The sequence below is a fragment of the Natrinema sp. HArc-T2 genome (genome assembly GCF_041821085.1).
In the GTDB taxonomy this organism is placed as follows: Archaea; Halobacteriota; Halobacteria; order Halobacteriales; family Natrialbaceae; genus Natrinema.
In genome coordinates this window covers 492,367-510,913 of sequence record NZ_JBGUAZ010000003.1, presented here as the reverse complement: position 1 = coordinate 510,913, position 18,547 = coordinate 492,367, and the positions used below count along the sequence as shown (strand labels likewise).

Genomic DNA, 18,547 nt, shown 5'->3' with positions numbered 1-18,547 from the left:
CCTCATATCGTCCGCGAGAACACGATAAACAGCGCCAACCCGACGCCGGCCATGAGGGTGACAGTCGAGTGTTTCTGCTCGTGTGCGCTCGCTTCGGGGAGCAGGTGAGATGCGGAGACATAGAGCAGCACACCCGAGACGAACCCGAGCAGCAGTCCCAGGTGGCGCTGGCCCAGTCTGGTGACCAGCGGATACGCGACGAACGCGCCGATCGGTGTCGTCAGCGTGGCGATGAAAAACGCGTACATCGCCGCCGTTCGTTCCGTCACGTTCCCCTTCAGCAAGACGAGATACGTGATGACCCCTTCGGCGAACTCGTGGACGACTAACCCGGTGCCCGCCAGAATCCCGGTCAGGAGGGACACGCTGAACGTGACGGTGTACACGACGCCGTCGACCAGCGAGTGGATCCCGATACCTTCCGCCGCCGTCACCCCGAACGCGAGGCTCTCTTGCTTGGTGCGATACGTGATCAGTTTGTTGGAGAAAAACATGAACAGGAACCCGGCCAGGGCACTGAACCCCGCGTTCGGGTTGTTCGCGATCGCGTTCGGCAGCGCGAGCAACAGCGGCGTCGAAAGGAGGACCCCTGCGGCAAAACACATGAAATAGGTGAGATATCGTTCCGCCCACTCCCGATAGCGGAAGATGGCGACGATCCCCGCGCTGTTGACGAGCGCTGCGACGATGGCGAACCCCGCGATCCAGTAAAAATCCGCCGAGACCGCTACCATGACCGGCCTCCCATACCCTGATCGTTCATCGTGGGTAGGAATGTCGACACCGGGCAGATACATAGGGATAGCGGGGTGTCGAGGGCAAGCCGGCAAAGAACCCTCGTTCGAGCAGGTTGCGCCATTATATCCGCCGACACCGTACCGTCAGCCATGACCGCGATCGGCGACCTCAACGTCACCCCCGTTCGGGAGGGCAGTCTGTCCGAAGAGGTCGCGAAGGCAATCGACGCGCTCGAGTCGTTCGATGTCGCCTACGAGACCAATCCGATGGGGACGATCATCGAAGCCGACGACGCGAGCGAGTTGTTCGACGCCGCAGCGGCAGCACACGCGGCCGTCGACGAAGCCCGAGTGATCACGACGTTGAAAGTCGACGACAAACGAACGGTCGAGCAACGCGCCAGCGACAAGGTCGACGCCGTCGAACGACAGCTGGGACGGGACGCCAAGCGACGCGACTGAGACGATCTGCTGTCACTGTTTACCGGCGACCTGCAACCGTCAGCGGGTGCGCCGGACATGACTGACAGTGGTCCGTCTGGGTGCCCTTACAAGAGATCGGCGACCGCCTCGTAGTCGGTCGTCTCGACGCCGGCGTTCGTGATCTCGGCGACGTGCACCTCGACGCCGGTCTGTGTGTCACGCTCGGCACTGCTCGCGAGGGCACGACCGGCGAGCCGTCGCCCCGCGGCCATCGTGAGCGCTGCCGTCGCGTCGGCTTCGAGGACGCCAGCGGCGATTTCCCGCCCGCTTCCGACGACGACGGACTCGTCCTCGAAGAGGCCGCCATCTCGAGACAGTTCAAAGAGGTGTGAGCCGTCGTCGTCGACACCACCGAGGACGAACGTCCCCGTTGCGGACTCCGACCGGAGTTCCTCGGCCGCAGTCGCGGCAAGCGCCGACAGCGTCATCGGCTCGCCACGTTCGGTCTCGTAGCGGTCGGCCTCGAGCCGAACCGTTCGGACGAACGACTGTACGGCGCCGAGGTCGTCAGACGATCCCATCGCGGCGGTCGGGTGGACCTGCGCGAGTTTTCGGACGCGCTCGCTGCGGACGACGGTGTCCTGGCTCGTGCGCGTGTCGGCTGCCAGAAGGACGCCGTCTCGCGTCGCGAGCCCAACGAGCGTCCCGGCCCCCTCGAAGCCGCCGTCAGTCAGGGGGTCGTCCCGTGATCGACTGGTTCGCAGTCGGCGTTCCGTCACTGTGACACCTCACGGAGCCAACGTCGACCAGCGCTAAAACAGTTGCACGTCGCCGGCTACGATGTCACGAGACAGTGTGTCGACACCCTCGAGTTCAGCAGCGACGAGCCGTCGGATCGCCTCGTCGTCATGGACTGTCGTCTCGACGTCGATGGCCTGGGGGTCCGTCACCGGTGTGCCGATCTGAGAGAGGAGTTTTACCCCGGTGTACTCGGCGTCGAGTTCTCGATGGATCCGTTCTGCGGCGTTCGTCGCGACGATGTTGTAGAGCTTACCGACGTGGCTGACCGGGTTCTTGCCGGCTGTTGCCTCGAGGCTCATCGACCGGTGGGGCGTAATGAGCCCGTTGACACGGTTGCCACGCCCGACGTTTCCGTCGTCTCCCATCTCGGCGGAGAGGCCGGTTTCGGTGAGATAGACGGTCCCCGCGTCGATGTCGTCGGCGGCGTTGACATCGACGTGGACATCGCGCTCGGTGCGGTCGCTTGCGTAGCGGGTGGCCAGATCCTCGACCTGTGCGACGACGTCGACGTACTCCTCGACGGTTGCGACGTACCGGGAGATGACGGCAGCAGCGACGGTGAGCCGCAGGTCGGCGTCCGTGCGCCAGCCCAGCACCTTGATGTCCTCGCCGACCGCCGGAACGCCCTCGCGGATCGCCGCCTCGAGCTCGCGGACGATACGCTCCGTTTCGGACAGCGGCGCGTAGCCGACGCCGATACTGGTGTCGTTTGCTCGAGGCACACTCTGCTCGTCGAACAGCGCCTTCAAATCGGCGGACGTCTCGCCGAGACGCGACTCGAATTCGATCGCGTCAGTCGGCAGCTCCTCGATGGTTGCGTCGACGTACTCCCGTGCGGCGTCGACTGCGAGGTCGTCGACCGGCACCCGTTGTCCATCGACGGTTTTGGTCGCCTGTCCGCCGAGAATGACGGTGATCGGGTCGACGATTTCACCGCCGCCAAAATCGGGGTCGGTCGTTCCGGCGACGAGCTGTACGCTGTCGGTGTTGTGATGGAGAATCCGACCGAACTCGTCGAGGTAGTGCCGTGAGAGTTGCCGTGAAATCGCTTCGGCGATCCCGTCACAGAGCGTGTCAGGATGGCCCAGTCCTTTCCGTTCGACGAACTCCGTCGGTCGTGACGAGATGGGGGGCCGCTCGAGGTGCTGAACGGTAACCGAGGAGTCGGCCATAGAGAGGGCCACGACGGCTGTGAGCATAAATCATCGTTGGGACCAGACTTAGCTGAGAGACTGCTCTTCACTCCACACGACCCCACCGGAGACGAAGATGGAGACGCCAACGGTACGTGGCACGACCCCCTCGAGATCTTACGATCTCCGCGATCTCCGGTCGCGTTTCCGGCCCCAATGTTGGTAGTACCACGCGCCGTACGGACAGGTATGCCGAAAACGGCCCCGTTCGAGGCACACACCGACCGGTACGAAGACTGGTTCGAGGCTCACGATGACGCCTACCGATCCGAACTGAACGCACTGCGACAACTCATCCCGGAATTCGGGCGCGGGATCGAAATCGGCGTCGGCAGCGCACGCTTTGCCGCCCCTCTCGAGTTAGACGTCGGCATCGATCCGGCCGGGGCGATGCTCGAGCACGCCCAAGCACGGGGCATCGATGTGGTCAGAGGGGTCGCTGAATCGCTCCCCTTCCGAGACGAGAGCTTCGACACCGCGTTGATCGTGACGACGATCTGTTTCGTCGACGACATCCCGCAAACGCTCGCGGAAGCCGACCGCATCCTCACACCGTCGGGCAGTCTCGTGATTGGCTACATCGACAAGGACAGTCCCGTCGGTCGCAAATACCAGGAGAAAAAAGCACAGAATCCGTTCTATCGTGACGCGACGTTCGTCTCGACGGATGAACTCGTCGGCGCACTCGAGACGGCTGGCTTTACCGACTTCGAGTTCGTCCAGACGATCTATCACTGGCTCGAGGAGATCGACGGTCCCGAGCCGATCGAGGACGGGTACGGCGACGGCTCGTTCGTCGGGATCAAGGCGACGCGGTAGATGTCGACACAGCAACAAAAATTATGTTTTCTCTGCGATCCTCCATCCGAACTGGATGCGAGTTCGAACTCACACCGGCGAGTCGAGACTGACAGTGGCCGATGACCCGCCCCCGTGGTCATCTGACGGCGCCGAACGAACTGCCAGAACTCCCGACGGGCGATTCGTATGAGCTTCATTGCCGAGTATACGCTCTCGAATCCGATCCTGCTGGAGACCCGGCAAGCGGCTCCCGGGGTCACCGTCGAAGTCGAAGACGAGCAGCCGGCGCTGAAAAGCGACTCGCGGCTGACTCTCTGGGCACGTGGCCAGGAGAGCGAGCTCGATCGGTTCTTCCGAGTCCTTCCACACGACCCGACCATTACCGATTTCGAGATGCTCGCGACGCTGACCGATCGACGGCTCTTTCGGATCTCGCTCTCGTCGACGGGCGAGCGTGGCCTGACGTATACCGATGCGATCGAGCTCGGGATCACGTTTCTCGAGATCAAAGCGGCGGGGACGACGATGGAATACCGCGCACAGATCCCAAACCGCGAGGCGCTCTCGAGCTATCGTGAGCACTGTGACGAGGCCGACCTCTCGTTTACGCTGCATCGCCTCTATCGAACCGATGCGGAAGCGTCGGCCAAATACGATCTCACCGCTCGCCAGCGTGATGTGTTATCTCGCGCGCTGGAACGTGGCTACTTCGAGGTGCCGCGTGAGACGTCGGCAGAAGAGTTGGCCGAGGAGTTCGAAATCTCGAGCCAAGCGCTCTCGGCGCTCATTCGGCGCGGGCAGAAGGCGCTCGTCCGGAGCACGATCGCGAACGACATCGGTACTTAAACCATTGATTACTCAACCCCGGGAGTCACCAATCAATAGCAATTCATACTGGGATACTGATGGCGACGAGACAAAATCGATCGATGCACGCAGATGCCGATGTTCGTCAGGACCCTCTCATCTACACCGCAGCTGACGACGAGTCTCTGAGCGACGCTGTCATTGCGGCGTTGCGGGAGGCAGAGGGTGTGGCATCCGCATCCGATTCGGACGCGAGTGCTGCCATGGAGACCGTCGGCGTCCTCACGCCGCTTTTCGAGACGATCGATCCCGACGCGCTCAATGCCCTGTTCAGTTCGACCCACAGCGGCGACACACGAACCGGGTCCGTAACGTTCACCCACGACGGCTACGACGTGACCGTAACCGCCGACGGCGAGATCACCGTCTCGAGCCAGTAGCCCATCCTCGGACGCGGCTGTATCCAGCCGATCGTTTCGGCCCGCTTCTCTGCGACGCCGGTCGCTTCGGCGTTGGCCCACGTTTCGAGCGCCTGTTCACGGGACGGTCCCGTCTCAGAACCGTTTTACTCCTCCCGGAGAGAGACACCGCCGATGGAGTTCGCCACGTTCGCCGACCGCGCCGGGACGATCGACGCCGAAGCCGCCGACCTCGAGATCGTCGCCTACGTTCGGGACCTGCTCGCCGACGCCGGCGACGACGCTGACGAGGGGGCCGATCCGGAGACCCTCGAACTCGTCGCCCGTTTCGCTCAGGGGCGGGTGTTTCCGGCCTGGGACTCGACGACGCTCGATATCGGGCCGAGTACGTGTTACGAGGCGATCGCCCGCGCGGCGGGAACGAACGTGGGCGCAGACGATGTCGAAGACCGACTCGCCGAGGTCGGCGAGATCGGCGACGTGGCGGCGAGTTACGACTTCGGCGGCCAGCAGGGCCTCGATGCATTCACCGGCGGTGGCGCTGGCGGTGGCGACGGGCTCACCGTCCTCGAGGTCTACGAGACGCTCGCGGATCTGGCCCACGCCGAGGGATCGGGCAGCCAGGACCGCAAGGTCGACCTGCTCTTTGGCCTCTTCAATCGCTGCTCGAGCGAGGAAGCGCGCTATCTCGCCCGCATCGTCCTCTCAGAGATGCGCATCGGCGTCGGCGAGGGGACCGTCCGCGACGCCATCGCTGCGGCGTTCGACGTGCCCGAAGACCGCGTCGAACGCGCCCTACAAGTGTCGAACGACTACGGGCGGGTTGCTCGAATCGCCCGCGAGAAGGGGCGCGAGGGACTTGATGCGATGGATCTCGAGGTCGGTCGGCCCGTCCAAGCGATGCTCGCACAGGCTGGAACGGTCACTGACGCGCTCGAGGAGTGGGAGAAAGCCGCTGTCGAGTGGAAGTACGATGGGGCACGGATTCAGTTACACTACGATCCTGGCGACGCCGAGACGACTGCGGAGACCCGCGTCTTCTCGCGAAACATGGAAGAGATCACCGACGCCCTGCCGGAAGTCGTCGAGTTCGCCGACGACACGCTCGAGGAACCCGTGATCCTCGACGGTGAGGTCGTCGCGATCGACGAGGGCGGCGCACCGCTGCCGTTTCAGGAGGTCCTCAAGCGGTTCCGCCGTAAACACGACGTCGCGAAAGCCCGCGAGAACGTCACGGTTCGACCGGTCTTTTTCGACTGTCTGCACGCCGACGGCGAGGACTTGCTCGCAGAGCCGCTGACAACCCGCCACGACCGGCTCCGGTCGGTGTTGGGAGGCCCCGACGCCGAGGGCCACGCCGACGGCGACGGCACCGCCGCCGACGCGGACGTCGAGGGACTCTCCCTGCTCTGGCTGACCGACGATCCCGACGAGATCGAGTCGATCGACGCCGACGCGCTCGAGGCGGGCCACGAGGGCATCATGCTCAAAGACCCCGACTCGACGTACTCGCCGGGCCGCCGCGGGAAACACTGGCGCAAGCGCAAGCCGGACGTGGAGACGCTCGATTGCGTCGTCACTGGTGCAGAGTGGGGCGAGGGTCGGCGTGCGACCTTCCTCGGGACCTTCGAACTGTCCGTGCAGGCTGGCGACGACCTCGAGACGGTCGGCAAGGTCGCGACTGGCATCACTGACGACAAACTCGCGGAGCTAACGGAGCTGCTCGAGCCCCACATCGCTGCCGAAAACGGGCAGGACGTCGACATCGAGCCCGCAGTCGTCTTCGAGGTCGGCTACGAGGAGATTCAGTCGTCGCCGACGTACTCCTCGGGCTATGCACTGCGGTTCCCGCGATTCCAGGGGGTACGCCACGACAAGGATCCGGCTGATGCCGATAGCCTCGAGCGCGTAGAGCGGCTACGAGCGGAGTGACACCTTGAGAGACAGAGTCGACGGACAGAGCTGACTGCTTGAGTGAGTGTACCTAGCTAGATTATGCTCTTGCTCGTTGTAGAGTGCAATGGTGATTCAGTAATGGCAACGACTGAAAAGACCGAAATCAACGGTGTTGACGTGTCCGCCCTCGAGGAGGCAGTCGAAGCGGTTAGCGACGACACTGATGTCGGCAGGTTCCAATTCCGGGCTGAAACCGAGTGGGAGGACGCCCTCAAGGCGACAACGACGATCGACGCGTTCGAGCAGGCGGGCGAGACGATCCACACCCGTGAGTTCACGCTTCAGGGCGACGAACCCGAGCAGATTCTGGGAGAGCGAACGGCGCCGAATGCCGTCGAACTCCTGCTCGGCGCACTCGGATCGTGTCTCAGTGTCGGCTACGCAGCGAACGCCGCAGCCATGGATATCGAACTCGACGACCTCCGCTTCGAGATGGAGGGAGACGTCGATCTCCGTGGCTTCCTCGGAATTTCCGATGACGTTCGCCCCGGCTACGAAACGATCCGGTGTACGACGTACGTCTCCACCGATGCTCCCGAGGAACAACTCGAGGAACTGCGCGAACGCGTCGAGGCGACGTCACCCCTGATGGATGTCATCACCACTGACGTGCCCCTCGAAACCCAACTCATCAGTGAGTGAACGACCGACCGCGCCACCATATTTTTCACCGTAACGGAATCAACTGCTGTCTCCGTTGAGCGGTCAGTACACAGCTGTCGTTCGTCACGACCAGCACACACCACAGCAGCGCGGACAGGCGACGATGGCCACGTTGACCATATGTGAGCACTCTTAAGACCCGTCACAAACTGGATTCCCGTATGCAACCGCGCGACCTGTCCGATCACGTCGCATACGAGGCGGGTCGAGGCATCGAGGAGGTCGCCCGCGAACTCGGGCGCGACCCCTCGGAGTTCATCAAACTCGCCTCGAACGAGAACCCACACGGGCCCTCGCCGGCCGCCGCCGTGGCCATCCGGGAGACGGCCTCGAACGTGAGTTCCTACCCCAAAGCCGCCCACGCCGATCTGACGACCGCCATCGCCGCCCGCCGGAACGTCGCCGACGAGCAAGTCTGGCTGGCAAACGGCGGCGACGGCGCGATCGATTACCTCCACCGGGCGACACTCGAACCCGGCGACGATATCCTCGTCCCCAGACCCGGCTTCGCTTATTACGGGATGAGTTCCCGGTTCCACCACGGCGACGTCCGCGAGTACGAACTCTCGCGGGCCAACGACTTCAGACAGGACGCCGATGTCGTCCTCGAGGCCTACGACGGCGAGCGCGTGATCTGGCTGACGAGCCCGCACAACCCCTCCGGCTCGACGATGCCGCTTGCGGAAGTCGAGCGACTCGCCGACGAAACCGACGAGGAAACGTTGATCGCCGTCGACGAAGCCTACGGCGAGTTCGCCGACCGGGAGAGCGCAATCGCGCTGATCGAAGGCTGGGATGACTTCGAAGCCCGCGACGACGTGGCGGTTCTGCGGACGTTCTCGAAAGCGTACGGGCTGGCCGGCGTCCGACTCGGATACGCCGTCGTGCCCAGTGAGTGGGCCGACGCCTATACCCGCGTGAACACGCCCTTCGCGGCGAGCGAACTCGCCTGCCGTGCCGGCCTCGCCGCCATCGACGACGAGGAACACGTCGTCCGCACCGTCGAGACGACCCGCGAGTCTCGCGCGTACATGCAGGACAATATCAACGCTCACGTTTGGGAGAGCGAGGGCAATTTCGTCCTCGTCGACGCCGGCGACGCCTCAGCTGTGGCCACAGAGATGCAAGAGCGCGGGGTCATCGTTCGCGACTGCTCGAGTTTCGGTCTCCCGGGCTGTATCCGTATCACCTGTGGCACCGAAGCCGAGACCGAGCGCGCGGTCGCGACGCTCAACGACGTGCTCGAAGACCTCGACGTGGACGTGGCCGACGACCCGGATGCGGAGGTGGCCGATCCGTGAGGGTCGCCGTCACTGGCACTCCCGGCACCGGCAAGACGACCGCGACGGAACTGCTCGAGTCCCAACTGGCAGACTTGAACGGCGACGGCGAGGACGAGCCGACGCCCGACCTCGACGTGATCCATCTCAATCAGGTCCTCGAAGACGAGGCACTCTACACCGAGGTCGACGCGGATCGTGAAAGCAAGATCGCCGATCTCGAAGCACTCGCGGCGTGGCTCGACGGCCGCGATGACGTCGTGATCGAATCCCATCTCGCACATCACTTCGACGCCGATCGGGTCGTCGTGCTCCGGTGTCACCCCGAAACGCTCGAGGAGCGGTTGCGCGAACGTGGCGAGACAGACGCGAAGGCGCGCGAAAACGCCGAGAGCGAGGCGCTGGACGTGATCCTCTCGGAGGCAGTCGAGGAACACGGCCTCGAATCAGTCTACGAGATCGACACGACGGACCGCGACCCCGAGGCCGTCGCGGACGAACTCGCCGCAGTCGTAGCGGGCGAGCGTGAGCCAAGCGCCGGCGAGGTCGACTTCATGGAGTATCTCACATGACGCTCGATAAGTTCCGACCGTACATCTCTGGTGCCCTCAATCCGTTCGTGAAGGGATTCGACCGCGTCGGGATGACTCCCAACGGTGTGAGCGTGCTCGCGTTCGGGATGGCGATTCTCGCCGCTGGAGCGTTCGCACTCGGCGGCCTCGAGGATCCGGTCTGGTACGCCGTCGCTGCGGCGCTCGTCTTTCTCAATGGGTGGCTCGACATCGTCGACGGCGCGCTCGCACGCGAACAGGAGGTCGCCTCGGCCGCCGGTGACCTGCTGGATCACGTCCTCGATCGCTATGCGGACATCGTCGTCATCGCCGGGCTGGCGGCGGGCCTCGAGAACTACTTGCTCGGCTTTGCCGCCGTGACCGGCGTGGTGATGACCTCCTATCTCGGAACGCAGGCACAGGCCGTCGGCCTCGACCGGGTTTATGGCGGTCTCGTCGGTCGTGCAGACCGGCTGGCGATCATCGGACTGGTCGGCTTGCTGGCCTATCCGGTCTCGGGACCGGTCGTCGGTGACGTTACCCTCGTCGGCCTGCTGTTGGGCTTCCTGGCGGTCGTCGGCCACCTGACCGCACTCCAGCGCTTTTACTACGCCTGGGTCGCTCTCGAGTGAGAGCGCGTCTTGAGCCGTTTCCTGGGCCGTTCTTCGGTCTGAAACGACGCCGCATGCTTTATCCCTCGGCACGATATAGAACTGGGTATGGTTCAGTGCGAGATGTGTGGGGCCGAGACGTCGTCCCCGAAGACGATCAAAGTCGAGGGTGCGAAGCTAGACGTGTGTTCGAACTGCACGGACTTCGGCACTGAAGTCAAACAGACCTCGAGTTCGAGCACGTCGACGAAATATTCGACCGGCTCGAGTTCGTCTTCGTCGAGCAGTGGGAGTCAGTCGACATCGACGTCGACGAGCTCGAGTTCCGGTGGCTCGAGCCAGCGGCGCTCGGACATGTTCGACGACATGGACGAGCTTGCGACCGATTACGACGATCGCGTCCGCAACGCCCGCGAGAGCAAGGGGCTGAGCCAGTCCGAGCTGGCAAACGAACTCAACGAGAAAGCCAGCCTCATCCGCAAGATCGAGCGCGGTGATACGCTGCCGAGCGACCGCGTCCAGTCCAAACTCGAGAACTTCCTCGAGATCAACCTGAGCGCACAGGGGAGTTCTGGCGAGGATTCGGAGTGGTCCGGCGGCTCCGCGACAGGCAGTTACACGCTTGGCGACGTCGTCAAGCGCAAAGACTGACCCCGGGAGCGGTCTCGAAGCCCGCGTCGCCGACTCGCAAGCTATTTCTTCCGTGCGGGTGCGGTTGCCGATATGTTCGTCCTAGTCAACCTGAAGACCTATCCGTGTGATCCGGTCGCCGTCGCGGAGGCCGTCCGTGATGTCAACGAAACCACCGACGCTCGGCTGGCCGTCGCGCCGCCGACCGCCCACATCGAGCGCGTCGCCGAGACGGGCGCCGAGACGTGGGCCCAGCACGTCGATCCGATCGAGCACGGCAGCAACACCGGCCACACCCTTGCCGAGCACGTCGCCGACGCGGGAGCGGTCGGCACCCTGATCAACCACTCCGAGCAGCGGCTGAAACTGGCCGACATCGACGGTGCCGTCCAGGCAGCCAAGCGAGCAGAGCTCGAGACGGTCGTCTGTGCGAACAACCCGGCCCAGATTGGCGCGGCCGCGGCGCTCGGACCGGACGCCGTCGCCGTCGAACCCCCCGAACTCATCGGGACTGGCACGCCGGTCAGCCAGGCCGATCCCGACGTCGTCGAGGACGCCGTCGACGCTGCGGCGAGCGTCGATGCCGACGTCTCGGTTCTCTGTGGTGCGGGCATCAGTACGGGCGACGATGTCGTCGCCGCGGGCGACCTCGGCTCGGAAGGTGTCCTGCTCGCAAGCGGCGTCGCGAAAGCCGACGATCCAACGGCGGCGCTCAAGGATCTCGTCGCCCCGTTGTAATTCGGGTCGCAAGCGGCAGCGAACAGCGAACGCGCGTCGCCGACCGACTTTTCTCGCTGCCCGTCGAACAGCATGTATGACCGACGACCGGGCTACCGCCGAGCACGATTCGGTAACCGGAGAGCGTCCCGTCGCCGTAACGCTCGAGAATCGCCTGATGAGCCACGGCATCTACTTGACCTCGTTCGCGTGGAAAGACGAGGACGAGGGCGACCCGCCCGCCGAGGACGGTGCCGGGATCGAACTCGAGTACGAAGTCGTCGCCGAGACGTCCAGAATTACGCGCAACGAGGTCGGCGCGGTATTGCGGACGTTGCTGACGATCGGTGACGAACGCTCGTGGACGCCGGGTCGGCTGGAGGTGACGTCACTGACGACCGACGACGACATCCGCGGCTGGTGGTACGTCGAACGCGAGTGGTTCGAGCAGCTGGGGTCGGAGCTCTCCCAACTCGAGTTTTCGAAACGCGTCCTCTCGACGATCAAAAATTACCGCCCTGAACACGACAGCAGTTAAATGCGAGTCTGACGTAGTTTAATAACGGTTCGGGCGACTGCTTATCCTAGGCATCATGACCGGGGAACAGGTGTACGTCTCTCACGCACCGAGCGATCTCACACTCGTCCAGGACCTGTTCTCGACGGTCAAGAACTTCCCGTTTGGCGTCCACATCGCGCTCGAGGAACTCGAATCCGTCCGCTCCCGGACGCGACTCGAGGGACGCGTTGCCAACAGCGATGTCGTCGTTGCAGTCCTCACTGAGGACTCAGCCGAGACCACGTGGATCGATCAGGAGATCGGCTATGCGGTCGCGAAAGGGATTCCAGTGTTGCCGCTGCGTGAAGAGGGAGTGAGCCGTCGCGGCTACGTCAGTGACGTCGACGGCGTGACGATCGATCGGTCGGACCTCACAGTGACGATCTTCAATCTACTCTCCCGGCTACGAAGCGAGCTCGCACCGCTTGGGGCGCTGTCGGTCCCGAACTGGTACATTCGGTTCCCGTGTACGGTCCCGGACTGTGGCCATCCGGTCACGCTCGAACTCGAACAGGGACAGACCAAGCTCTGGAAACTGTATACACATGGCAAACACCTGACGGCGTCGTGTGCAGCCTGCGACTCGACGTACTGTTTTAATCCAGCGACGGTCGGGTTCAGAGGTCGCAAAGAATAGTCAGTCGTCGTCTTGAAGTCGCTCGTACGCATCCGTGACGAGCTGAAACGCGGATTTGCTACCGCTTTTGCGATCGGGATGGGCACGTTTGACCTGTTCGTGATACACAGCTCGGAGTTCGTCGTCGGTCACGTCCGGCTCCACGCCGAGTATCTCACGCGCTTTGGTCTTTCGCATCTCGACGGTCGCAACGATGCCACGATCTTCGGCGTTGGCCTTGCACTCGGCACACAGCCGCTCGGTGCGGTCGTCGATCGTCGTCACACAGAACGGCTCCTCGGAGACCTGTTCGTGACACTGCGTACAGCGATACTGAGCGTCGTCGGCTGACTCGGGCCCGGTCGCCGTCCCGGCATCGGCGGGCCCGTCAGTGTCGGTCGACGCCGTGTCGTCATCGTCTCCCGTCGGTGCCTCGGATGCACACGACGGACAACAGGTCAAGACGGTGCCATCATCGAGCACCACGTCCTCGAGTTCGGCCACGAGGAAGGTACCGGTACAGCCATCACAGGTATCCCGACGCTGATCGAGCGACCCGCCCTTCTGTGCGGCCGCTCTGGCGTGGGGCTCACAGTCCGGACAGCAGACGACCTGCTGGCCGTCGGGCATCGTCACTGTCGTCAGTTCCTCGAGCGCAACTGTTCGGCCACAGCCGTCACAGCCGACTCGTTTGTCGCCGACCACAGCCATCACGAGACCGATTCGGCGTCGACCTATATTAGTTCTTTTGCAGATAGTCACGAATCGATTAACGTGGGGCGAGATCGATCGTGAGCAGGCCGTATCCTCGGCTGTCGTAATACGGTATTACCGTGTAACCGCGATAGACGGTACGATGGCCATGTCTGAACGCCACCGCTAACAAAGTACCCGTCCGTTGACGCTCCGATCGTGCGGGGGAGACCTCGCACGATGATGCGCTGTCCGGTGGGCGGCACTCGGCGATCGGCTCTCGCCGAGCGCCACCATCCTGTCATACGGTTTACTGCCCCGAATTCCCGGCCCGACCGCAGGGCGGTCGCGGGTTCCCCGGCACTGACTGATAGGAGTCCGTATCAGATCGGTTTCTGCCGAGGCGAACCGGGAGACCAATAGGTGCGCGGTGCGCACACGGTCGTATGGATACGGCAGTTCAGACCGGGTCCCGGGAGAACACACCCGACCGGAAGCGGGTCATCACTGGCATCGTGGACCTCGCTGTGGTCGTCGGGCTGGTCCTCCTCGGCAACGTCGAACACGGCGGGAACCCGATCGCCGAACCGCTTGCATCGCTCGCGACGGCCATCCCGTTCGTGATCGGCTGGCTCACCGTTGCAGTGCTCGCAGGCGTCTACACGCGTGACCATTCCAGCGGGATCGGCGACCTCCGACTGACGACCGTTGCGTGGATCGCAGCGGCGAACGTCGGGCTGATGATCCGCGGCTCGCCGCTGTTCGAGGGCGGGACGACCTGGCCGTTTCCCATCGTCATTACCGGCACCGTCCTCGTTGCCTTGCTCGGCTGGCGGCTTGGCTACGCCCTGTTCATATCACGAACGCGGTAAGTCCTACGAGCCTCGAGCGAACTCGATTTTACGGGCGCTCACTGAACCATCAGATCGCAAATATACTGCGATAAATAGCCTGCTTTTCAAGCGTTAGGAAGCTGTTGAGCGCGCTTTTTATACAAAAGGAATTATACATAAATTCGAGTGGGAGTATTGTATCAGCTAATCAATCATGTGGAACCACTTCATAAGTTATGAAGATACAATCCAATGATTATGGGTTGGAAACACGTCTATCATGGGCTAATTATGGGAAATACTTATATGGCTATTCCTCCTATTATAGGATAGATTATGACTGGATACTACGACATTGTTCTTGGCCTCATCCCAGTCGCACTGCTCGGCATCACCGCAGCCCTGACCGTCGTCGGCGTCTCGCTGACGGCGGCAATTCCGGTCGGCGCGCTCGTCTCGATGTCGATCATCGGACACGCGATGTTCATTAACACGCCAGCAGACGTTTCCGACGAGGCCAACTCCGCACGTCCGCCGCTCAACGCGGACTAACTCCAGTCACGTTTCCGCTCTTTGCTCTCTGCGGTCGATTGCTTTTCCTCGATTCGTCTCCTCTGGTTGCGTATGACCGACGCTCTGTTCTTGACCAGCGCCGACGTTGCCGACCTTGCGACGCCGACCGAGTACATCGATGCCGTCCGCGAGGGCTATCGCCAGCGCGGTGCAGGCGCACCGGCACAGCCGCGGTCGAAACTCCTCCGGAGCGATCCCGAGGGGATGTTCACCAGCTATGCCGCCGTGCTCCCCGAGACAGGCGTGATGGGGGGCTACATGTACAGCGCCGGCTTCGGTGCCGGCGACGCCTGGTTTATGGCGCCGCTGTTCGACGCCGACAGCGGCGCGCCACTCGCCTTGCTTGACGGTGCGAGCATGAACCCGTTCAAGACCGGCGCGGCTGGGGCTGTCGCGGTCGACGAACTCGCGCGCACCGACGCCGAAACCCTCGCCGTTATCGGCACCGGCGCGCAGGCCCGGGGCCAACTGCGTGCGACCACGACAGTCCGACCGTTCGACGAGGTCCGCGTCTACTCGCCGACCCCCGAGAACCGCGAGGCGTTCGCCGCCGAGTTCGACGAGGCGCTCGAGGCGTCGGTCCACGCAGTCGACTCGAGTGCAGCCGCCGTCGCCGGGGCGGACGTCGTGATCACGGCGACGACGGCCAGCGAGCCGGTCTTTGACGGTGACGACCTCGAGCCCGGCACGCACGTCACTGCGATGGGCCAGTACTCGCCGGACAAGCGCGAACTCGATACGACGACCATCGAGCGAGCGACGTACGTCCCCGACCTCCGGGAGCGAGCGACGCTCGATGCCGGCTCGTTCATCCACGCGCTCGAGGAGGGAGCAATCACGGAGGAGCACGTCCACGCAGAACTGGGAGGTGTCGTCGCGGGGACCGCCCCCGGGCGGGCAAGCGACGACGAGATTACGGTCTTCGACAGCGGCGGCACCGGCATCGAGACGGTTGCTGCGGCGTCGCTGCTCTACGATCGCGCACTCGAGGAGGGACGCGGCACCGAAATCGAGTTTGCGCCGGCGAGCGAGGCACTGACGGGGAACTAGAGTAACAACTGAAAGCCACTGCACACCTGATCGCAGGGTCATCGTGCGATCAGTGTGTGAATCGTTTTTATTACTATAGCGAGGCGGGGACTCACGGTCGCCCACGACCGACGCGGGTTTCAAGCGTCTCGTCGGCGTATTACGGATATGTCTCGTGCGGCCGAACTCGTGTCCGTGCTCGAGGCGACCGACTCGCTGGCAATCGCCTGTCATGACAACCCTGATCCGGACTGTCTCGCCAGCGCGCTCGCACTCGAGACGATCGCCCACCATCACGACGTCACGGACGTGACGATCACCTACGGCGGGGAGATCTCCCACCAGCAAAACCGTGCGTTCGTCAACCTGCTGGATATCAGCCTCCAGACGCTCGCGAAGACCAGCCTCGAGGAGTACGACTGTTTGAGCTTCGTCGATCACAGCACACCGGGTGCAAACACTGAGGTCCCGACGAGTGTCGTCCCGGACATCATCGTCGATCATCATCCCAGCGAGCCGGCTGACGCGACGTTCGTCGACGTACGAACCGAGTACGGCGCGACGGCGACGATCTTCGTCGAGTACCTCCGTGAGCTCGAGGTCGAAATTACCGAACGGCTCGCGTCGGCGCTCCTCTTTGCGCTCCACCGCGAGCGCCTCGACTTCGTCCGGGAGCCGACGCGACGCGAGTACGAGGCCGCACTGACACTCTACCCCGATGCGGACCTCGAGATCCTCGAACAACTGTACGGCAGCACGTTTTCGCCGGGGACCCTCGACGCGATCGGTCAGGCGATCGCTAGTCGCGAACGACGAGGCTCGGCGCTCGTCGCGAGCGTCGGCACGACCGGCGAAACCGACGCGCTGCCGCAGGCGGCCGACTACCTGCTCAATCTCGAGGGCGTGGACACGGTGCTCGTCTACGGCATCGTCGAGGATGCGATCCGTCTGAGCGGTCGGTCGGTCGATCCGCGGGTCAACCTCGGGAAGACGCTTCAAGACGGCTTCGACGAACTGGGTTCGGTCGGCGGTCATCACGACATGGCCGGCGGTCGGATCGAACTCGGACTGTTCGCCGACGATGGTGACGACACCGACGAACTCCTCGCATTTATCGGCGATCGACTCACCCGGCGGTTTTTCGATGCATTACATCTCGACGAGTGAGACGGACACTACTGTCTCGAGTGCCCGGCGCGCCCGCAGCGGAGTTGTGACTGTGCCAGCACTGACTGCCAGCGGTCCGTATGCGACGACCGGCAAACCCGAGACGCCCATCAGCGTGAACGTGGCCCGCTACTCGATGTCGATCGAGTGTGCCTCCTCGCTCGGCTCGCGCTTCGGGAGCCGAACCGTCAGGATGCCGTTGTTGACGCTGGCCTCAATCGCGTCTTCGTCGACCGATTCGGGCAGACGAACCTGGCGGCTGAACGATTGCGTCTCCCGCTCGCGACGGAGGTATGTCTCGTCCTCGCCGCCGACCTCCTCGGTTCGCTCTCGAGTGCCCGAGATCGCCAGCGTCTCCCCGGTGAGTCGTAACTCGAGATTGTCGCTCTCGTAGCCGGGGACATCGACGGTGACGACGAACGCGTCGCCCTCGTCTGCGAGGTCAAGCTGCATCTCCGAACCGCTCGTCGAGAGGTCGAGTCGACTCCGGTTGTCTAGTTGGCTCTCCCACGACTGGGCAGCGGTCTCGAGTTGGCGATTCAACCGGTTGAGTAGTTCCTCGATGCCATCGAACGGACGGGGACGATCTGCCATGGTTTCACCTACCGCAAGTAGGTGTCCGAGAGCGAAAAAAGCCACCCTCACCAGCGAAGACGATCGTCCAGTTCGATATGTTATCCCTCCGACTTGCGGCAGAACCGACGGGTGGGCTGGCAGTTTTCACGCTCCGCGGTGTAGCACTGGCTATGACGGATGCACTGTTCGTTGTCAGCGAGGAAGGCTACTGGGGCGAAGAATGCGTCGAGCCACTCGAGACGCTCTCGGATGCGGGCGTCGAGATTACGGTCGCGACGCCCTCTGGCAGTCCACCGGTGATCGACGAGCGCTCGATCGACCCCGACGAGGTCGGCGAAGAGACCGCCGAGCACGTCCGGGAGGTCCACGAGACCGACGAGCGACTGAACGATCCGATCTCGGTCGCACAGGCCGACGCCGAAGGGTACGACGCCGTCGTCTTCCCCGGCGGCCACGGCACCGAGTGGGACATCAACCAGGACACACACGCACGGGAACTCCTCCGGGACATCGTCGAGGGCGATGGCAAGGCGCTGGTCGTCTGCCACGCCGTCGGCCTGCTCGCGTTCGCCCGCGACAGCCACGGCGCGTTCATCGTCAACGGCCGCGACGTGACTGGCTTCCCCAACGAGTGGGAGGAGGGCATCATCGACGAAGCCGACCGCATGCCCGACGGTCGCAAACTGCCCTACTGGGTCGAAGACGAAGTGAAAACAGCCGGCGGGTACTGGGATGCCGAACTCGACCAGGAGACCAGCGTCACCGTCGACGGCGATCTCATCACCGGTCGCGGCCCCGGCTCCTCGCAGGCAGCCGCCGAAACCTTGCTCGAGGAACTTGGCGTCGAACTCGAGGCCTGAGACGGGCTGCTGTCAGTGGGTCGCGGGCGCACCCACATGACCGGCTTCGGGT

Annotated in this window: 23 protein-coding genes; 18 read left to right on the top strand and 5 right to left on the bottom strand. The window is 63.5% G+C overall.

Annotation, left to right across the window (positions count from 1 at the left end; translation table 11 throughout):
* Positions 1-2: 2 nt before the first annotated feature.
* On the bottom strand, positions 3-734 hold the full coding sequence (locus tag ACERI1_RS10160; RefSeq protein ID WP_373618025.1) for a ZIP family metal transporter: 732 nt from the start codon (positions 732-734) through the stop codon (positions 3-5).
* A gap of 153 nt (positions 735-887) precedes the next feature.
* Here ACERI1_RS10160 and ACERI1_RS10155 point away from each other — a divergent pair, with 153 nt between their 5' ends.
* Entirely contained in the window at positions 888-1,199 is a 312-nt protein-coding gene (locus tag ACERI1_RS10155; RefSeq protein ID WP_373618024.1) for an MTH1187 family thiamine-binding protein, read from the top strand.
* Between the two features lie 86 nt (positions 1,200-1,285).
* Here the strand turns inward: ACERI1_RS10155 and ACERI1_RS10150 are convergent, their stop codons facing one another.
* Together ACERI1_RS10150 and ACERI1_RS10145 are read right to left on the bottom strand one after the other, a co-directional pair.
* Complete coding sequence (locus ACERI1_RS10150; RefSeq protein WP_373618023.1) at positions 1,286-1,939, bottom strand: proteasome subunit beta; 654 nt, start codon at positions 1,937-1,939, stop codon at positions 1,286-1,288.
* Positions 1,940-1,972: 33 nt separating this feature from the next.
* Positions 1,973-3,133 carry a methionine adenosyltransferase gene (locus ACERI1_RS10145; protein ID WP_373618022.1) on the bottom strand — a complete coding sequence of 387 codons (1,161 nt, stop codon included), beginning with the start codon at positions 3,131-3,133 and terminating at the stop codon, positions 1,973-1,975.
* Positions 3,134-3,343: 210 nt separating this feature from the next.
* Between ACERI1_RS10145 and ACERI1_RS10140 the strand changes: the two genes are divergently transcribed.
* The 12 genes from ACERI1_RS10140 (at position 3,344) to ACERI1_RS10085 (ending at position 12,785) form a co-directional block, all read left to right on the top strand.
* Positions 3,344-3,973, top strand: coding sequence for a class I SAM-dependent methyltransferase (locus ACERI1_RS10140; protein WP_373618021.1), 630 nt, complete (start codon positions 3,344-3,346; stop codon positions 3,971-3,973).
* 168 nt (positions 3,974-4,141) lie between these two features.
* Positions 4,142-4,801 (top strand): helix-turn-helix domain-containing protein, encoded by a 660-nt coding sequence (locus ACERI1_RS10135; RefSeq protein WP_373618020.1) that lies wholly within the window; start codon positions 4,142-4,144, stop codon positions 4,799-4,801.
* Positions 4,802-4,884: 83 nt separating this feature from the next.
* Positions 4,885-5,202 carry a HalOD1 output domain-containing protein gene (locus ACERI1_RS10130; RefSeq protein ID WP_373618019.1) on the top strand — a complete coding sequence of 106 codons (318 nt, stop codon included), beginning with the start codon at positions 4,885-4,887 and terminating at the stop codon, positions 5,200-5,202.
* A gap of 153 nt (positions 5,203-5,355) precedes the next feature.
* The gene (ligA, locus tag ACERI1_RS10125) at positions 5,356-7,113 is read left to right on the top strand and encodes an ATP-dependent DNA ligase LigA (RefSeq protein WP_373618018.1); all 1,758 of its coding nucleotides are present in this window, start codon (positions 5,356-5,358) and stop codon (positions 7,111-7,113) included.
* 102 nt (positions 7,114-7,215) lie between these two features.
* The gene (locus tag ACERI1_RS10120; RefSeq protein ID WP_373618017.1) at positions 7,216-7,779 is read left to right on the top strand and encodes an OsmC family protein; all 564 of its coding nucleotides are present in this window, start codon (positions 7,216-7,218) and stop codon (positions 7,777-7,779) included.
* A 182-nt stretch (positions 7,780-7,961) separates the two neighbouring features.
* Complete coding sequence (gene hisC, locus ACERI1_RS10115; RefSeq protein ID WP_373618016.1) at positions 7,962-9,101, top strand: histidinol-phosphate transaminase; 1,140 nt, start codon at positions 7,962-7,964, stop codon at positions 9,099-9,101.
* The gene (locus ACERI1_RS10110) at positions 9,098-9,652 is read left to right on the top strand and encodes an adenylate kinase family protein (RefSeq protein WP_373618015.1); all 555 of its coding nucleotides are present in this window, start codon (positions 9,098-9,100) and stop codon (positions 9,650-9,652) included. Before hisC ends, ACERI1_RS10110 begins: the two co-directional genes overlap by 4 nt.
* Entirely contained in the window at positions 9,649-10,263 is a 615-nt protein-coding gene (locus ACERI1_RS10105; protein WP_373618014.1) for a CDP-alcohol phosphatidyltransferase family protein, read from the top strand. Before ACERI1_RS10110 ends, ACERI1_RS10105 begins: the two co-directional genes overlap by 4 nt.
* Positions 10,264-10,350: 87 nt before the next feature.
* A complete protein-coding gene (locus ACERI1_RS10100; RefSeq protein WP_373618013.1) occupies positions 10,351-10,893 on the top strand; it encodes a multiprotein bridging factor aMBF1 in 543 nt (180 codons plus the stop codon).
* A 72-nt stretch (positions 10,894-10,965) separates the two neighbouring features.
* Positions 10,966-11,610, top strand: coding sequence for a triose-phosphate isomerase (gene tpiA, locus ACERI1_RS10095; RefSeq protein ID WP_373618012.1), 645 nt, complete (start codon positions 10,966-10,968; stop codon positions 11,608-11,610).
* Positions 11,611-11,686: 76 nt separating this feature from the next.
* Positions 11,687-12,127, top strand: a complete 441-nt coding sequence (locus ACERI1_RS10090) for a hypothetical protein (protein WP_373618011.1) — start codon at positions 11,687-11,689, stop codon at positions 12,125-12,127.
* Positions 12,128-12,182: 55 nt separating this feature from the next.
* Positions 12,183-12,785 (top strand): toll/interleukin-1 receptor domain-containing protein, encoded by a 603-nt coding sequence (locus tag ACERI1_RS10085; RefSeq protein WP_373618010.1) that lies wholly within the window; start codon positions 12,183-12,185, stop codon positions 12,783-12,785.
* Here the strand turns inward: ACERI1_RS10085 and ACERI1_RS10080 are convergent, their stop codons facing one another.
* The gene (locus tag ACERI1_RS10080) at positions 12,786-13,475 is read right to left on the bottom strand and encodes a J domain-containing protein (protein WP_373618009.1); all 690 of its coding nucleotides are present in this window, start codon (positions 13,473-13,475) and stop codon (positions 12,786-12,788) included.
* Between the two features lie 428 nt (positions 13,476-13,903).
* On the opposite strand from ACERI1_RS10080, the gene ACERI1_RS10075 reads away from it, so the two are divergent.
* The 4 genes from ACERI1_RS10075 to ACERI1_RS10060 all read left to right on the top strand — a co-directional run bounded on the left by ACERI1_RS10075 (position 13,904) and on the right by ACERI1_RS10060 (position 17,059).
* Positions 13,904-14,329, top strand: coding sequence for a DUF3054 domain-containing protein (locus ACERI1_RS10075; RefSeq protein WP_373618008.1), 426 nt, complete (start codon positions 13,904-13,906; stop codon positions 14,327-14,329).
* Positions 14,330-14,626: 297 nt separating this feature from the next.
* The gene (locus ACERI1_RS10070) at positions 14,627-14,842 is read left to right on the top strand and encodes a hypothetical protein (protein ID WP_373618007.1); all 216 of its coding nucleotides are present in this window, start codon (positions 14,627-14,629) and stop codon (positions 14,840-14,842) included.
* Positions 14,843-14,914: 72 nt separating this feature from the next.
* Positions 14,915-15,913, top strand: coding sequence for an ornithine cyclodeaminase family protein (locus ACERI1_RS10065; protein ID WP_373618005.1), 999 nt, complete (start codon positions 14,915-14,917; stop codon positions 15,911-15,913).
* A gap of 147 nt (positions 15,914-16,060) precedes the next feature.
* Entirely contained in the window at positions 16,061-17,059 is a 999-nt protein-coding gene (locus ACERI1_RS10060; RefSeq protein WP_373618004.1) for a bifunctional oligoribonuclease/PAP phosphatase NrnA, read from the top strand.
* A 129-nt stretch (positions 17,060-17,188) separates the two neighbouring features.
* On the opposite strand, the gene ACERI1_RS10055 is transcribed toward ACERI1_RS10060, so the two are convergent.
* Positions 17,189-17,653 (bottom strand): Hsp20/alpha crystallin family protein, encoded by a 465-nt coding sequence (locus ACERI1_RS10055; protein ID WP_373618002.1) that lies wholly within the window; start codon positions 17,651-17,653, stop codon positions 17,189-17,191.
* Positions 17,654-17,805: 152 nt separating this feature from the next.
* On the opposite strand from ACERI1_RS10055, the gene ACERI1_RS10050 reads away from it, so the two are divergent.
* The gene (locus ACERI1_RS10050; RefSeq protein ID WP_373618001.1) at positions 17,806-18,495 is read left to right on the top strand and encodes a type 1 glutamine amidotransferase domain-containing protein; all 690 of its coding nucleotides are present in this window, start codon (positions 17,806-17,808) and stop codon (positions 18,493-18,495) included.
* Positions 18,496-18,547: the final 52 nt, after the last annotated feature.